This window comes from Macrococcus armenti (genome assembly GCF_020097135.1).
GTDB lineage: Bacteria > Bacillota > Bacilli > Staphylococcales > Staphylococcaceae > Macrococcoides > Macrococcoides armenti.
Genome location: NZ_CP083608.1, coordinates 1,788,393 through 1,804,483 on the forward strand (window position 1 = coordinate 1,788,393; position 16,091 = coordinate 1,804,483).

13 protein-coding genes are annotated in these 16,091 nt (G+C 36.8%); 3 read left to right on the forward strand and 10 right to left on the reverse strand.

The features are described from left to right. Positions 1-66: 66 nt before the first annotated feature. Entirely contained in the window at positions 67-588 is a 522-nt protein-coding gene (locus LAU42_RS09620) for a GrpB family protein (protein WP_224183359.1), read from the reverse strand. A gap of 227 nt (positions 589-815) precedes the next feature. On the opposite strand from LAU42_RS09620, the gene LAU42_RS09625 reads away from it, so the two are divergent. Beyond that, positions 816-1,562: an SGNH/GDSL hydrolase family protein gene (locus LAU42_RS09625; RefSeq protein ID WP_224183360.1), complete on the forward strand. Its 747-nt coding sequence runs from the start codon at positions 816-818 to the stop codon at positions 1,560-1,562. Between the two features lie 59 nt (positions 1,563-1,621). On the opposite strand, the gene LAU42_RS09630 is transcribed toward LAU42_RS09625, so the two are convergent. Genes LAU42_RS09630 through gatC form a run of 4 tightly spaced genes read right to left on the reverse strand, consistent with a single transcriptional unit; the run spans position 1,622 to position 5,667 of the window. Beyond that, the gene (locus tag LAU42_RS09630) at positions 1,622-2,422 is read right to left on the reverse strand and encodes a tyrosine-protein phosphatase (protein WP_224183361.1); all 801 of its coding nucleotides are present in this window, start codon (positions 2,420-2,422) and stop codon (positions 1,622-1,624) included. Between the two features lie 57 nt (positions 2,423-2,479). Then, a complete protein-coding gene (gatB, locus tag LAU42_RS09635) occupies positions 2,480-3,907 on the reverse strand; it encodes an Asp-tRNA(Asn)/Glu-tRNA(Gln) amidotransferase subunit GatB (protein WP_224183362.1) in 1,428 nt (475 codons plus the stop codon). Positions 3,908-3,920: 13 nt separating this feature from the next. After that, positions 3,921-5,366 (reverse strand): Asp-tRNA(Asn)/Glu-tRNA(Gln) amidotransferase subunit GatA, encoded by a 1,446-nt coding sequence (gene gatA / locus LAU42_RS09640; protein WP_224183363.1) that lies wholly within the window; start codon positions 5,364-5,366, stop codon positions 3,921-3,923. Position 5,367: 1 nt separating this feature from the next. After that, positions 5,368-5,667, reverse strand: a complete 300-nt coding sequence (gene gatC, locus LAU42_RS09645) for an Asp-tRNA(Asn)/Glu-tRNA(Gln) amidotransferase subunit GatC (RefSeq protein ID WP_224183364.1) — start codon at positions 5,665-5,667, stop codon at positions 5,368-5,370. Between the two features lie 182 nt (positions 5,668-5,849). Here gatC and putP (LAU42_RS09650) point away from each other — a divergent pair, with 182 nt between their 5' ends. Then, on the forward strand, positions 5,850-7,382 hold the full coding sequence (gene putP, locus LAU42_RS09650) for a sodium/proline symporter PutP (protein ID WP_277602385.1): 1,533 nt from the start codon (positions 5,850-5,852) through the stop codon (positions 7,380-7,382). Positions 7,383-7,774: 392 nt separating this feature from the next. After that, positions 7,775-9,250, forward strand: a complete 1,476-nt coding sequence (putP, locus tag LAU42_RS09655; RefSeq protein WP_224184790.1) for a sodium/proline symporter PutP — start codon at positions 7,775-7,777, stop codon at positions 9,248-9,250. Positions 9,251-9,296: 46 nt separating this feature from the next. On the opposite strand, the gene LAU42_RS09660 is transcribed toward putP (LAU42_RS09655), so the two are convergent. The 5 genes from LAU42_RS09660 to LAU42_RS09680 all read right to left on the reverse strand — a co-directional run bounded on the left by LAU42_RS09660 (position 9,297) and on the right by LAU42_RS09680 (position 16,079). Next, entirely contained in the window at positions 9,297-10,469 is a 1,173-nt protein-coding gene (locus LAU42_RS09660) for a CamS family sex pheromone protein (RefSeq protein ID WP_224183365.1), read from the reverse strand. Between the two features lie 12 nt (positions 10,470-10,481). Then, complete coding sequence (ligA, locus tag LAU42_RS09665) at positions 10,482-12,473, reverse strand: NAD-dependent DNA ligase LigA (protein WP_224183366.1); 1,992 nt, start codon at positions 12,471-12,473, stop codon at positions 10,482-10,484. A 3-nt stretch (positions 12,474-12,476) separates the two neighbouring features. Further along, entirely contained in the window at positions 12,477-14,645 is a 2,169-nt protein-coding gene (gene pcrA, locus LAU42_RS09670; protein ID WP_224184791.1) for a DNA helicase PcrA, read from the reverse strand. A 2-nt stretch (positions 14,646-14,647) separates the two neighbouring features. Then, complete coding sequence (gene pcrB / locus LAU42_RS09675; RefSeq protein ID WP_224183367.1) at positions 14,648-15,328, reverse strand: heptaprenylglyceryl phosphate synthase; 681 nt, start codon at positions 15,326-15,328, stop codon at positions 14,648-14,650. Between the two features lie 97 nt (positions 15,329-15,425). Continuing rightward, entirely contained in the window at positions 15,426-16,079 is a 654-nt protein-coding gene (locus LAU42_RS09680) for a M15 family metallopeptidase (protein ID WP_224183368.1), read from the reverse strand. Between the last annotated feature and the right edge of the window lie 12 nt (positions 16,080-16,091).

Consider the following 16,091-nt stretch of genomic DNA (forward strand, 5'->3'; position numbering starts at 1 on the left):
TTTATTTTACATGAACGGCGTGATTATGCAATTTTGACACAAAAAATAGAGGAATTTTCATTCCTCCTAATTGTTCATACGATACCAGTAAATTGCGTGCGCTTCGATTTCTTTTAAGTACTCTCTTTCTGCGTTATGTATATCGTGCTGATTAAGTTTAAGTTTATGAAGATTATGCTTAAACTGCTTATATGCGAGTCGCGCTTCACTATGCGTTCTTAAATAATCCCTTACAGCAAGTCGCTTTTCAATCCCATTAAAATCTGTTCGTTCTACAATTAATACATAAAAAGCAATGCCTTCAATGATTGCAGTAAAAAGTAGACATTCATCCTGATTATCAGGCGATAATGCCGCAATAGAGTATCCAATCATATTCATTTCATCAATGTAACCTTGCACTCGGTTAATATCTTTAACGACTGTCAGAATCTCAACTGTCGGAGTTACTGTCGTGCCATCAATCGAGCTACTGCCAATATGATGCAGTTCAACAATTTCATTTCTATAAACTTCTATCAGTTGTTTAGATGCGTTAATATATATATCATGATAATCAAGATCACTATATAATTTGTAATCCAGCATAATATTCCTCCATTATTCGAATTTATTTCGAATATCGTGTTAATTTTAAGTATTTTATCACATATTATGTAATTTATCTATAAATATTAATAAAGTTAACGTTTATACAATATTTATTCATATACTATACCCATTTTTAATAAAAATACTTATATTCAGATTATATTATTTATTTTTATTATTTGATAAAATAGAATTAATGACGAATTTGGAGGTAAAGTAACAACATGAAGAACATATTATTCTGGATATACATATTAGCTGCCGTCTTACTCATCGGTGCCGGCTATAAATATTGGCAACATAAAGTTACTGATGGTGGAGAAGCCGCTACTGAACAGACGACTGAAACAAAGCATGCTCAAAAGGAAAAGTCAGAAAAATCATCACAACAAGAAGAGAAGAAGGACACGTCATTACCTCAAGTATTTAAAGAACCGGCAATCCAAAAAATTTACGAAGATAAAGCATCAAAAAATAAAAAAATGCAGTTAACATTCGTAAGTACGCCATATCAAACTTCTGATAAAAATACGAACGTTGCAAATACTTTTATTTCAAACCTTCAGGAAGACATCAATTATAATGTAGTTGAAGCTGATGCAAGCTCTAACACAGTGAACAGCGATGACATTAATAAAGAAAATCCGGATGTCGTTATACTGGATGCATTGACTCTTAATGATTACATTGAAGGTGTAACATCAGATGAACATATTAATAACCTTGATACAATTATTAACAATATAAAAAAGGATAACCGTAAAATTTACGTTGTCGGTACTCGCAGTATGAATGATGATGCGTTCAACGCATATCAGCAAGATGAAATGAACTTCCTTTCAAATCAGGACGTATACTTTATCCCTGTGAATGATGCAGTTAAAGAAAATTACGTCAACGACAGTGAATTGCTCACGGAAACTGGCGTGAAAAACTGGACGAAAGCAATAACAGATGAAATATTAAAATAAGAGAGGTCGGGATGAATGAACATCCCAACCTCTCATTTTTTATGAACAGCGTTCATCTATTAAAATAGTCCTAAAAACTTTTTCTTTTTCTTTTTTTCTTTTCTTTCTGAAGTACGATCAGATTTAACGATTTCTTTCGGGCTTAAATACGGAATCTGCTCGCCATTTAATACTTTCTGTGCATTTTCCTGAAAGCGCGATACAACATCTACTCCGAACTTACTTTCTATCGTTTCGTATGCTGCTTTCATATGGAAATTACGGTTATTTATATTGTGTGCATCACTTGCAACGAAATGAATCAATTGATGTTCAATCATAAGTTCTGCAACAGACTGTGCACGATGTCCTAAATTACCAACAACAACACCCGCTGTAACTTGTGCGAGTGCACCGAGTTCAATCAATTCAGCTAATTTTTTCGGATTTTTCTGAAGCTCTGTGTTACGTTCAGGATGTGCAATGATTGGAACGTAACCTTCCATTGCAAGTTGAGTAAACAACTGCTCTGTATAAATCGGTACTTCATTAGATGGAAACTCTATTAAGACGTATTGTCCTGCAAGTGGTAATGCTTTACCGCTTTTTAAATCAGTAATAACGTCCCCATATATTCTAATTTCCTGACTTGCATGTACTTTAAGCGGAATATTATGCTCCGTTAATAATTGATTTACTTTTTCTGTTAAGTCTATTACTTTCGGACCAAAGTTTTCGTAAACCTGAATTTTATGATGGGGTGTTGCAATAATATCAGTAATACCTTCAGATACTGCCTGACGCGCCATATCAAGTGTGTCATTTTCACATTGCGCACCATCATCGACACCGTATAGTATATGGTTATGAATATCTATCATGTGCTCACCTCTTTATAGAACAAAGAGCCTGAATTCACATCCAAGCTCCTGTTTTAATTATCTTTTTTCTAATTCTTCACGTAAAATTTTATTAACAAGCTGTGGGTTCGCCTGTCCTTTAGAAATCTTCATAATTTGACCTACTAAGAATCCTGTTGCTTTACCTTTACCGTTCTTAAAGTCTTCAACAGATTGTGGGTTATTATCTAACGCTTCTGTTACGAATGCTTTCAGTTGTTCCGGATCAGAAATTTGAACAAGACCTTGCTCTTCCATGATCACTTTCGGTGCTTTACCTGTTTCTACAGTGTCAGCAAATACTTTTTTCGCAATTTTAGAAGAGATCGTGCCATCTGCAAGCAACTTAACCATTTCACTTAAGTTTTCTGGTGTTAATGCAGTTTCATGTAATTCCTTCTGGTTTTTGTTTAAGTATTCGTTTACGCCACCCATTAACCAGTTTGAAGAAAGTTTTGCATCCGCATCAAGTGCGATCATTGCTTCGAAGAAATCAGACATTTCTTTCGTTAACGTTAATACGTGCGCATCGTATTCAGGTAATCCGTACTCTGAAACATACTTCGCTTTACGTACGTCCGGAAGCTCAGGGATTGATGCACGAACACGTTCTTTCCATGCTTCATCAATATATAGTGGTACTAAGTCTGGTTCAGGGAAGTATCTGTAATCGTCAGAACCTTCTTTAACACGCATTAGAATCGTTTTGCCTGTTGACTCATCAAAACGACGTGTCTCCTGTAAAATTTCTCCGCCATTTAATAATACTTCTTCCTGGCGCTTTACTTCGTGTTCTAAACCTTTCTTAACGAATGAGAAAGAGTTTAAGTTTTTAAGTTCTGCTTTCGTACCGAATTTTTCCTGTCCGACTGGGCGTAATGAAATATTAGCATCACAACGTAGTGAGCCTTCTTCCATACGTACATCCGATACACCTGTGTACTGAATGATTGCTTTTAATTTCTCTAAATACGCATACGCCTCTTCAGGTGTACGAATATCAGGTTCTGATACGATCTCAACGAGAGGTGTACCTTGACGGTTTAAGTCAACTAATGAATAACCATCTTTATGTGTTAATTTACCGGCATCTTCTTCCATATGAAGACGTGTAATACCGATACGTTTCGTTTCTCCATTCACTTCAATATCGATATAACCATTCTCACCAATCGGCTCATCAAACTGAGAAATTTGGTAAGCTTTCGGGTTATCCGGATAGAAGTAGTTTTTGCGGTCAAATTTCGTTTCTTTTCGAATATCCATATTTAGCGCCATCGCTGCACGCATTGCCCAGTCAACGGCAGTCTTGTTCACAACTGGTAATACACCAGGATAACCAAGATCTACAACGTTAACATTTGTGTTTGGCTCTGCGCCAAAATGTGCAGGAGAAGCTGAGAACATTTTTGATTCTGTTTTTAATTCTACGTGGACTTCTAGTCCGATTACTGTTTCAAAATGCATAGTTTAAGTCTCCTTATAATGATTGATAACGTTCGTGCATGTTAAAGATTTGTTCATATTGATATGCAACGTTGTATAAAGTTTTCTCATCGAATGGTTTACCGATTAACTGTAAACCGATTGGACGGCCGTTTGACTCTCCACATGGAATAGACATCGATGGTAATCCTGCTAAGTTGATTGGAATTGTTAAGATGTCATTCGCATACATTGTTAATGGATCGTTAATTTGAGCACCGATATCAAATGCTGTTGTTGGTGCAGTTGGTCCTACGATAATGTCGTAGTTTTCAAATACGCGTTCGAAATCCTGTTTAATTAATGTACGAACTTTTTGTGCTTTTTTGTAATATGCATCGTAATAACCAGAGCTTAATGCATATGTTCCAAGCATAATACGACGTTTAACTTCATCACCGAAGCCTTCCTGACGTGTCTTCTTATAAAGTTCCTCTAAGTTTTGTGCACCTTCTGCCTGGTATCCATAACGAATACCGTCAAAGCGTGCTAAGTTCGCACTCGCTTCACTTGAAGAAAGAATGTAATACGTCGCAACACCATATTTAGAATTTGGAAGTGATACTTCATCTACTGTCGCACCCATCTTCTCTAATTCTTTAATCGCTGCCTGAACACTTGACTTTACTTCGTCAGATACACCTTCGCCTAAATATTCTTTCGGAACTGCTACGCGAAGCCCTTTAATATCTTTATCAATTTGTGAAGTGAAGTCAACATTATCGACCGGTGCACTTGTTGAATCGTGCGGATCGAGTCCTGAAATCACTTCTAATACCGTTGCGTTATCTTTTACGTTACGCGTAATTGGTCCAATTTGGTCAAGTGACGATGCAAATGCAACTAAACCGAAACGTGATACACGCCCGTAAGTTGGTTTCATCCCTACAACACCACAGTATGATGCCGGCTGACGAATAGAACCACCAGTATCACTACCGAGTGAGAATGGCACTAAGCTTGCAGCAACTGCAGCAGCAGAACCACCAGACGATCCACCCGGAACCGCTTTATGGTCAAATGGGTTCACTGTTTTTTTGTAGAATGAATTTTCAGTTGAACCACCCATCGCAAACTCATCCATGTTCAGTTTACCGACAAGAATACCGTTTTCCGCATTTAATTTATTCATAACAGTTGCGTCATATACAGAATTAAAACCACCTAAAATTTTAGACGCACAAGTTGTTTCAACGTCTTTCGTTACGATGTTATCTTTAATCCCCATCGGAATACCGAATAATTTACCAGATGGCGTTTCGTTGTCCATCGCCGCAGCTTTTTGTAATGCTGCTTCTTTATCTAATGCTAAAAATGAATTAATGATTTGATCATCTTTTTCGATGTTCACAAAAGTATCTTCAATTAATTCAGAAGGTTTAATCGTTTTGTTCTGAATCATTTGTGATAAGCTTTCGATAGATTCGTATCTTAATGACATATTATTCTCCTCCGCCTAAAATCGATGGCACTTTGAACTGACCATCTTCTGTATGTGCCGCATTCTTTAAGATTTCTTCCTGCGTTAAACTTTGTTCCGCTACATCTTCACGTAATACATTTTGTAAATCTAGTACGTGGAATGTTGGTTCTACACCTTCTGTATCCACTTCTTCTAATTGATCAGCAAAGTTAAGAATAGCTTCAAGCTGTGCACTGAATTTTGTTGCTTCTTCTTCAGTAATTTCTAAGCGTGCTAAATGTGCAACGTGTTTAACCTGCTCATTTGTAATCTTTGACATGTGAGTCCTCCTTGTGTACATATAACATCTTTAAATTCTATCAAATTTTTAAGAAAAAATCTAAATATACAAAAAATAAATGTATGAAAACGCTTAAATAACGATTATAATAGATTTACTTATAGTTTAATGTACTAAAATAATAGTATACAACTATAATTATATCAAAGGAGGACAAAATGATGGGGTTTATTTTGGGTCATACGTTTCAAAACGTAAAAATTGAAGCGACGTGGATGACTTATGTCATGATCGCTGTTTACTTCCTAATCTTACTTGGTATTGGTTATTATGCTTATAAACAATCAACAAGTACATTAGATGAATATATGTTAGGTGGAAGAAACCTTGGACCATTAGTAACGGCACTTTCTGCAGGAGCTGCTGATATGAGTGGCTGGATGCTTATGGGACTACCTGGTTCTGTATATGCTACAGGACTTTCAGCAACTTGGATTGCAATCGGATTAACACTTGGAGCATGGTTAAACTATATTTTAGTTGCACCACGTTTACGTGTATATACGGAACTTACGGATAACGCAATTACAATTCCGGACTTCTTCGAAAAACGTGTAAGTGATCATACACGTATATTAAAAATTATTTCAGGACTTGTTATCGTTGTTTTCTTTACACTTTATACACATGCCGGAATGGTATCAGGTGGTGTATTATTCGAAAGTGCATTCGGATTAAACTACCATTACGGTCTTGTACTGACTGCAAGTATCGTAATTATCTATACTTTGTTCGGCGGATATCTTGCAGTGTCACTGACAGACTTCTTCCAGGGGGTTATCATGTTAATTGCATTAGTGTTAGTACCTATCGTCGCATTAATGAAATTAAATGGTATGGAAGCTTTTGACACGGTAGTAGAGCTTAAACCAACAAACTTAGATTTCTTTAAAGGAACGACAACAATCGGTATTATTTCATTACTTGCATGGGGATTAGGGTACTTTGGACAACCTCATATTATCGTTCGTTTTATGTCAATCAAGTCTCATAAACAATTACCGGCAGCACGTCGCATCGGTATTTCATGGATGGCTGTATCGTTAATTGGTGCATGTGTTACAGGACTTGTCGGTATCGCATTTGTTAATAAATCAGGTGCTAAGTTAGACAATCCTGAAACAATCTTCGTAATGATGAGTCAAGTACTCTTCCATCCGTTAATTGCGGGATTCTTCCTGGCAGCGATTTTAGCGGCAATTATGAGTACGATTTCTTCACAGTTACTTGTAACAAGTAGTGCATTAACACAAGATTTCTATATGTTATTACGTAAAACAAGCATTCAGGACACGAGCCGCGAGAAAGAGTTCGTTATGATTGGACGTTTATCAGTATTACTCGTTGCAATTGTATCAATGGCAATCGCATGGAGCCCGAATGACACAATCTTAAACTTAGTCGGTAATGCATGGGCTGGATTTGGTGCAGCATTCGGACCACTTGTATTGTTATCACTTTACTGGAAAGGTTTAACGAAACATGGTGCAATTACAGGGATGGTATTAGGTTCAGTTACTGTTATCTTCTGGATTATTATGAAATCACATGGCGGTATCTTTGAATTATACGAAATCATTCCTGGCTTCTTAATCAGCTTCGTATCAACAGTACTTGTAAGTATGATTACACCTAAACCAGAGCAGCGTATTATCGATGAATTCGATGAAATGAAACAGATTGTAAAGTCATAACTCAATAAAAAGAAGAGACAGGAAAACGAACTGTCTCTTCTTTTTTATAGTTGGGTTATTATATTTATCCGAAATAATTTATTTATTTTTAATTATTATTAATATATAACTAAAAATTTAATTTTAATTATTTTAATAGCATTTATATTTATAAATACTTTTCTAATATATTAAAAAAATTATAGAAAACCAATATTTCCTTCGTTTTACAGCATTTCAAACCATATTTTGCTCACTGCAATTTGATTTTAAATTTCATAACTATATAATAAATGGTGCACATATTATTTTTAATATGTCTTTTTTTATGTCAAAAAATATTTATTTCAAAAGGAGATGAGCATTTGGTTTTAGGAAATTCTTTTCAGAATGTTCAAGTGAACATCGGATGGATGAACTACGTTATGATTGCACTATACTTCATCATTCTACTCGCGATTGGTTACTATGCCTATAAGCAGTCAACAAGTAACCTTGATGAATATATGTTAGGTGGCAGAAATTTAGGACCTTGGGTGACTGCCCTATCTGCAGGCGCATCAGATATGAGTGGCTGGATGATAATGGGATTACCGGGAGAAATGTATTCTACAGGTATCGCTGGACTGTGGATTGCTATTGGATTAACTGTTGGTGCTTATATGAATTACATATTAGTGGCGCCGAGACTACGTGTTTTCACTGAATTAACAGATAATGCAATAACGATTCCAGACTTCTTTGAAAAACGCGTCAGTGATCAGACACGTATACTTAAGATTATTTCAGGTTTAATAATTGTTATATTCTTCACTTTATATACACATGCCGGCCTTGTATCGGGTGGTGTACTGTTCGAAAGTGCATTTAAGCTTGATTATCACTGGGGACTTATCATCACGGGTGCAATCGTAGTACTTTATACACTGTTTGGTGGTTATTTAGCAGTTTCACTTACTGACTTTTTCCAGGGCGTTATTATGTTACTTTCAATGGTTGTTGTACCTATTGTTGCGATTATGCAGTTAAACGGATTAGCAACTTTTGAAACAATTGCAGATGTTAAACCTTCTAACTTAGATTTATTCAAAGGGACAACTGCAATCGGGATTGTGTCTGCATTGGCATGGGGATTAGGATACTTCGGACAACCCCATATAATCGTTCGTTTTATGTCGATCAAAACACATAAACTTATACCGAAAGCACGAAGAATCGGTATTTCATGGATGGCTGTTTCACTATTAGGAGCATGTGTAACAGGACTTGTCGGAATTGCATTTATCAGTCAGTCTAATGCAAAGCTAAGTAACCCGGAAACAATCTTTATCGTAATGAGTCAAGTTTTCCTACATCCTATCGTTGCAGGTTTCGTACTAGCAGCAATACTCGCTGCTATTATGAGTACAGTATCAAGTCAACTGCTCGTAACAAGCAGCGCACTTACTCAAGACTTTTATATGTTGTTAAGAGGAAACAATGAAAAAAATCGTGATAAAGAATTTGTATTCGTCGGACGTATCGCTGTGTTACTCGTTGCAGTAATCGCAACTTTACTTGCCTGGAGTCCAAACGATACTATATTAAACCTTATCGGTAATGCATGGGCTGGATTTGGTGCAGCATTCGGACCACTCGTATTATTCTCACTATATTGGAGAAAACTCACAAAACAAGGTGCTATCGCTGGTATGATAAGTGGTGCTCTAACTGTAATTATATGGATTTTACTTAAAGATAAAGGTGGTATCTTCGAACTTTATGAAATGATTCCCGGTTATTTAGTTAGTGTACTAATGACGTTAATTATCAGTAAAATAACATATAAAGAAAAATACGATGTCGAACCACTATTCAGAGAAATGAAACGCATCTTAAAATCCACATAAAAAAAATCCCCGCTTAGTCGAGTAAATCAACTAAGCGGGTATTTTATTATTCGTATACATGAATGTATGGTGCTTTATCGCCCTTTTCCTTAACAATTAATGCACGTGGCCTATTATTATCGACAATCGATATTTCGAACTTATCTACTTGTCCAAAATGCTTCATCGATAAATCCGCAATATATTGCGTTACTCCTACAACTTCAGCTTTACCGTAATAATCAAGCGGTACATTAATTTTAAGTGAACGAATGGAATCATCTACAAAGTATCCTGTACCGATTGCCTGTGTGAAGTTCGGGAAGTAATTCTGTAGTTGATCATTAAACTGTTTGAATCCATTGTTTAACTTCTCATCTAATTCTCCCGCTTCACCTGATGGCACCAATACATAATTCTCGTTTACTTTATTCCATTCACCAATTTTCTTACTGCCTTCTTTACTTGTACCATAAGTAATAAATTCACCTGGCGTAATGCTTTCAGCAGATGACTGAACAAATACTGCAAATGTAATCGGAATATCCTTTAATTCCTGTTTAACACGTAATCTTGATAAGATTTCATCCGACATTTGTTTCGCCTGTTTTTCAATTTCTTTTCTATCAAGCTTAACGCTGAATGTCGGTCCATATTCTTCTTTCTGATAGTAATAAACGCTATTCATCGCAAGCCCTATCGTCATCGCAGAGAGTTTCTGCTTTTTAGCATCATCTTCTGTATAGAAGTCCTGTTCTAATATATGTGATAAGTATGCAGGTGAATTTTCTGCAATTTTCTCAGGATTTGTTTCACTTTTATGTGATGGGTTCAATCCAAAGTTTGCATATGCATTCTTCTCGATACGTTCATCTTTATCCATATTATCGATTTCCTGCTTCGTATATTCCGGTTCTAAATAACTTTCCACCGCACTTTTTGATAACATCTGTCCATCTCGGTATAAATAGTCATCCGGGCTATATACTTTCTTACTAATATTGAGCAGTCCATCTTCAAACGCTTCACCATTGTAACTACTTGCCATATTAGAGCTCGTAAGTCCACGTGCCTGACTTTCTTTAAATGGTAGCAGTGTTCTGAAATAGTTGTTTGAAATTTGATTATCTGTTGAGATTTGTTTACTTGTACTATCTTTGTTGTCCTCTTTATTCGGTGCGTCATTTGAACAACTTGCCAAAATAATTGATGACAACAATAATATACTTATTCGTTTCATATATTTCTCCTCTTAATTTCGTAGTGCATCAACCATCATTTCTTCGGTCCATACCGGAATATTTAATGCTTCAGCTTTATCTTTTTTACTACCCGCATCACTTCCGGCAATAACGATATCTGTCTTTTTCGTTACTGAGCTTGTGACTTTCGCACCAAGATTCGTCAATGCTTTCGTTGCTTCACTACGCGACATTATTGTAAGCTTTCCTGTTAACACAATCGTCTTTTCTCCAAATACCGGATGAATTTCGATGTCTTCTTTTGTGTTTCCAGTATAACGCATATTCACACCGTATTGTTCTAATTTTTCAAGCAGATGAATGATATCTTCATTTTGTAGATACGTAACGAGTGATTGCGCCATTTTCTCACCGATATCGTCAATTTGCGTAAGTTGCTCTATCGTTGCAGACTTTAATTTTTCCATCGTTCCAAATTCCTGTGCAAGTATCATGCTTGCTTTCGCACCTAAATGTCGAATACCTAAGCCGAACAATAAGCGTTCTAATGAGTTTGATTTTGATGCTTCAATTGCCTGCAGCAACTTATCTACTTTCTTCTCACCCATTCGTTCTAATGTCAATAGTCGGTCACGATCAAGCGTATATAGGTCTGCAACATCATTTATTATATCTTCGTTATATAATATTTCAACGATGCGTTCACCTAATCCATCTATGTTCATCGCTGTGCGCGATACGAAGTGAATAACGCCTTCTACAAGTTTTGCATCACACTTCGGATTAATACATCTTAATGCAACTTCCCCTTCAATTCTTACGAGTTCATGACCACATGATGGACAAATTTCAGGCATGCGATAAGGTTCTGTGTTATCAGGTCGTCTATCTAATACGACACGGACAACTTCCGGTATGATTTCACCGGCTTTACGAACAACAACTGCATCACCAATACGAATATCCTTCTCCTGTATTAAATCCTCGTTATGCAAAGAAGCACGTCCAACTGTCGTCCCTGCAACTTTAACCGGTTCTAATATTGCAGTCGGTGTCACGACACCCGTTCTACCGATTGATAATTCTATATCAAATAGAGTTGTAACAACTTCTTCTGCCGGGAATTTGTATGCAATTGCCCACTTCGGACTCTTCGCAGTAAATCCAAGTTCGTCCTGCTTGCTTAAATCGTTTACTTTAATAACGATACCATCAATATCATACGCTAATTCATTACGCGCTTCTGTCCAATGTTCAATATATTCAAACACTTCTTCCATATTACGACAAAGCTTGCGTTCATGATTTGTTTTAAAACCAATTTCGTCCAGTTTATTTAATGCTTCGCTCTGGCTTTGTGCATTAAGTTCACGCAAATCATTAACACTATATAGGAAAATATCAAGTTTACGCTTCGCTGTAAGTTTTGAGTCCAGCTGACGAAGTGAACCTGCTGCTGCGTTACGTGGGTTTGCTGCAAGCTGTTCGCCAACTTTTGCTCTATATTCATTAAGTGCAATAAATGACTTTCTCGGCATATATGCTTCACCACGCACTTCAAACGTAAGTGGTGTTTTTAACGTGAGCGGAATTGCATGAATTGTCTTTAAGTTCTGCGTAATGTTCTCACCTGTCGTACCATCTCCACGCGTTAAACCTTGTACGAATACGCCATCAACGTATTTCAGTGATACAGCAAGACCATCGATTTTTAGCTCTACCATATATTCCACATTACCGACTTCGTCTCTTACACGTTTATCAAATGCCAGTAAATCGTCTTTACTGAAAGCATTCCCAAGACTTAACATCGGCGTGTCATGGTCAACCTTTTCAAACGCCGATACAGGTGTACCTCCAACACGTACAGTTGGTGAGTCCTCTGTCTTTAATTCGGGATGGTTTTCTTCTATATTAATCAGTTCATGTAATAATTTATCATATTCACTATCGGGTACAGAGGGGTTATCCTGAACGTGATATTCATAATTATATTTATGTAATAACTCATGCAGTTCTGCTACTCTTTGTTCAATATTCATACGTTACTCCTTCTTTTCAATTGGGGCAAACTGGCTCAATAGACGCTTCATGCCGACTGATTTAAAGATAATATCGAGTTCTGTAGATCCGCCTTTTTCCGTCACATTACTGATTAAGCCTTCTCCCCATGCTTTATGCATTACTTTATCACCAACTTTAAAAGTCGATTGAGCTTGAGCAGCAGAAGCCGCTTGCGTCATTCTGCGTGCTGGTCCGCGTTTAACACCTGTAGGGAACTTTTTAGCTTGTGACGGTGTATCAAGAATATCATTCGGAATTTCTGAAATAAATCTCGATTTTTTATTTGCCTGCGTTCTGCCGAATAAGTTACGCATTTCAGCATGTGATAAATAAAGATGCTCTTCTGCTCTCGTAATTGCAACATACATTAAACGGCGTTCTTCTTCCATTTCACTATCGCTATTTAAACTTCTGCTATGCGGGAATATTGATTCTTCAAGTCCTGCAATAAAGACGACTTTAAACTCTAACCCTTTTGCTGAGTGCATCGTCATAAGCGTAACGCCTGCTTCTAAGTCTGCATTATCAACATCTGCAACGAGCTGTAAGTCTGTTAAGAAATTAATCAGTGACTGCTCTTCAATCGGCGTGTCCTTTTCGTAATCTTTCGGTACGTTCATAAACTCCTGAATATTCTCGATACGGGATTGTGATTCTAATGTATTCTCCGCTTCAAGCATCTGCATATAACCCGACTTATCAAGCAGCATTTCAGTAAGTTCAGTGATTGACAGAAACTCCTGCTGTTTCATTAAGTTATCCATCATCGTATAAAATTCAACAAGTTTCTCTGTCGTCTTCTTCGGTAAACCGATAAAGTCTACTTCAGCTAACGCATCGAAATAGCTCAGACCATTATGTTCTGCATATGCGACAATTTTATCGAGTGCACCAGGTCCAATACCTCGCTTTGGCGTATTAATAATTCTTGTAAAGCTTATGTCTTCATTGCTATTTGCAACAAGTCGAAGATAGCTCAGCAAATCTTTAATCTCTTTTCTGTCATAGAACTTCGTACCGCCAACCATCGTATAATTAATGTTAGACTTCATAAGCGTTTCCTCGATAACACGGGACTGTGCATTTGTACGATATAAAATTGCCATATCACTTAACGCATAATTTTCACGCTTTTTCTTCAGAATTTCAGATACGATATACTCCGCTTCAGCACGTTCTGACATTGCTTTATAATAATTGATCTTAGAGCCGTGATCATTATCTGTCCAGAGTGCTTTCGGTTTTCGTTCTGTGTTATTTTTAATGACTTCATTTGCAGCGAATAAAATATTTTTCGTTGAACGGTAATTACGCTCTAAAAAAATCGTTTTCGCTTCTTTATAATCATCTTCAAAGCTCAAGATATTATATATATCAGCGCCACGCCAACCGTATATCGACTGATCAGAATCTCCGACAACACAAATGTTCTTAAATTTATCTGCTAACATTTTTACGAGAATATACTGCGCTTTATTCGTATCCTGATACTCGTCCACATGAATATACTGAAACTTCGACTGGTAGTAGTCCAGTACTTCAGGGACACGTTCAAACAACTGAATCGTCGTCATAATCAAATCATCGAAATCGAGAGCATGGTTTTTAAGCAATACTTTCTGATATTCAGCATAGACTTTACTGATCATCATCCCCATAAAATCACTTGCCGCTTCAATTGCATCATTCGGTGACTTCATTTCATTTTTTAAGTTAGAGATTTCTGCAACGAACATGCGTGGATCATATTTCTTCGGATCGATATTCTCTCGTTTTAATATGTCCTTAACTACTGAGCGCTGATCTGTCGGGTCAAGTATCGTAAAGTTGCGTTCAATACCAATGCGATCAATATCGCGCCTTAATATACGGACACACATAGAGTGGAATGTTGAAATCCATATAACATCACTATGTTCACCTACAATTTTCTTAACACGTTCTTTCATTTCTTTTGCTGCTTTGTTCGTAAATGTGATTGCAAGAATTTTATACGGTGAAACATCTTTCTCGTCAATTAAATATGCAATGCGGTGTGTCAATACGCGTGTCTTACCAGAACCTGCACCTGCCATGATAAGCAATGGACCCTCTGTCGTCATTACTGCCTGGCGTTGTTCTTCATTCATGTGCTTTAATAAATCGTTCATCATTATCCTACCTTTACTGTTTGTAATGCTGCTTTAATATCTGTGTATATAATATTGCCGACAACAATTGTATCAGCGACTTCACGCATCTCCTGTGCTCGTGCTCGCGAATCAATGCCACCACCATATATGAGACGAGTAGATTTCAATTTCTGCTTGGCAGCCTTAACCATTTCCACATCACCGTATGTGCCACTGTATTCTATATACATTGCCTTTAACTTATATACTTCTTCAATCATCTCAGCATACGCTTCAATATCATCTGTTGATAATTCGGTGTTCGCTTTCGTTAACTGCGCAACTTTACTGTCCTTATTCAAAACAATATAGCCTTCCATCGTAAACAAATCATAATCAATCATATGACCGAACTGCTTAATTGCTTCGTGCAACAATCCGTTATGAAACTGAACATCCGGACTATTGAGCACAGATGGAATCATATAATGATCAAACCCTGGCATCGCACTTTCAATCGTTGATAACTCCAGCACACACGGAACCGGATACCTTCTTACACGACTCATCAGATCGAGTACATTATCTACAGTAATATTATCAGACCCACCAATAAATATCGCATCTGTCCCAGACTCACAAATAAGTTCCAGATGCGCATCGCTAATCTCTTTTGCTGGATCTAACTTAAATATATGCTGCCAATCTTTTACTTCGTACATAATGTCTCTCCTTTAATTATTAATAATGTATATTATATCATTTATACGCCCGAACAATAAAAAAAGAGACAGTGAGATTTATATTTTCTCACGATCCCTAATTTTCTACTGTTACGTCTTTCGGATATAATCCTAGATACTCTTCAAGCGTTACTTTTTTTGTAAATATTTCGTGTGCAATCTTCGTTCCGACATATCGGACATGCCATGGTTCATACTGATACCCTGTAATATGTGTCTTCCCTTCAGGATATCTGATAATAAAACCGTACTTATGTGCATTACGCGCAAGCCACGCACCTTCTGTTGTGTTCCCGAACGATATGGTAAAATCCTTTGCAGATGTCTCTGAACCAATATCAAATGCAAGACCTGTCTGGTGTTCTGAATGCCCCGGTTTTGCACTATAACTATCTGCATTTTTATCAACAGCTTTATATTGTTTATATAATTTTTCCTGCTCCTTATATGAACGGAATGCACTTCTTACGACAAGTTTCTGATTGTCCTTTTTTGCAACTTTAATCATTTGGTTCAGCTTCATTTTTGCATATCGATTTTCCCCTGGATTAAAATCAGGTGGAAGTCCTATTTGTTTGTTTACAATGAGTACGTCATTGATATACGTTACGCCACCTCTCGTAACACGCTCATACTTTGGTTCAGTGTATGGATGTTTTTCACTGATTACTGCTTCGTTTGAACATGCCGTTAACACACAAAGGATGACAGCGATAAAGATTTTCTTCATGTTGTATTTGCC

Coding starts and splice junctions, on each gene's coding strand:
- LAU42_RS09630 (WP_224183361.1), bottom strand. CDS start 2,422: ATGATAGATATTCATAACCATATACTATACGGTGTCGATGATGGTGCG.
- LAU42_RS09620 (WP_224183359.1), bottom strand. CDS start 588: ATGCTGGATTACAAATTATATAGTGATCTTGATTATCATGATATATAT.
- gatA (WP_224183363.1), bottom strand. CDS start 5,366: ATGTCATTAAGATACGAATCTATCGAAAGCTTATCACAAATGATTCAG.
- gatB (WP_224183362.1), bottom strand. CDS start 3,907: ATGCATTTTGAAACAGTAATCGGACTAGAAGTCCACGTAGAATTAAAA.
- LAU42_RS09625 (WP_224183360.1), top strand. CDS start 816: ATGAAGAACATATTATTCTGGATATACATATTAGCTGCCGTCTTACTC.
- putP (WP_224184790.1), top strand. CDS start 7,775: ATGAACTACGTTATGATTGCACTATACTTCATCATTCTACTCGCGATT.
- pcrB (WP_224183367.1), bottom strand. CDS start 15,328: ATGTACGAAGTAAAAGATTGGCAGCATATATTTAAGTTAGATCCAGCA.
- LAU42_RS09680 (WP_224183368.1), bottom strand. CDS start 16,079: ATGAAGAAAATCTTTATCGCTGTCATCCTTTGTGTGTTAACGGCATGT.
- ligA (WP_224183366.1), bottom strand. CDS start 12,473: ATGAATATTGAACAAAGAGTAGCAGAACTGCATGAGTTATTACATAAA.
- pcrA (WP_224184791.1), bottom strand. CDS start 14,645: ATGAACGATTTATTAAAGCACATGAATGAAGAACAACGCCAGGCAGTA.
- putP (WP_277602385.1), top strand. CDS start 5,850: ATGGGGTTTATTTTGGGTCATACGTTTCAAAACGTAAAAATTGAAGCG.
- LAU42_RS09660 (WP_224183365.1), bottom strand. CDS start 10,469: ATGAAACGAATAAGTATATTATTGTTGTCATCAATTATTTTGGCAAGT.
- gatC (WP_224183364.1), bottom strand. CDS start 5,667: ATGTCAAAGATTACAAATGAGCAGGTTAAACACGTTGCACATTTAGCA.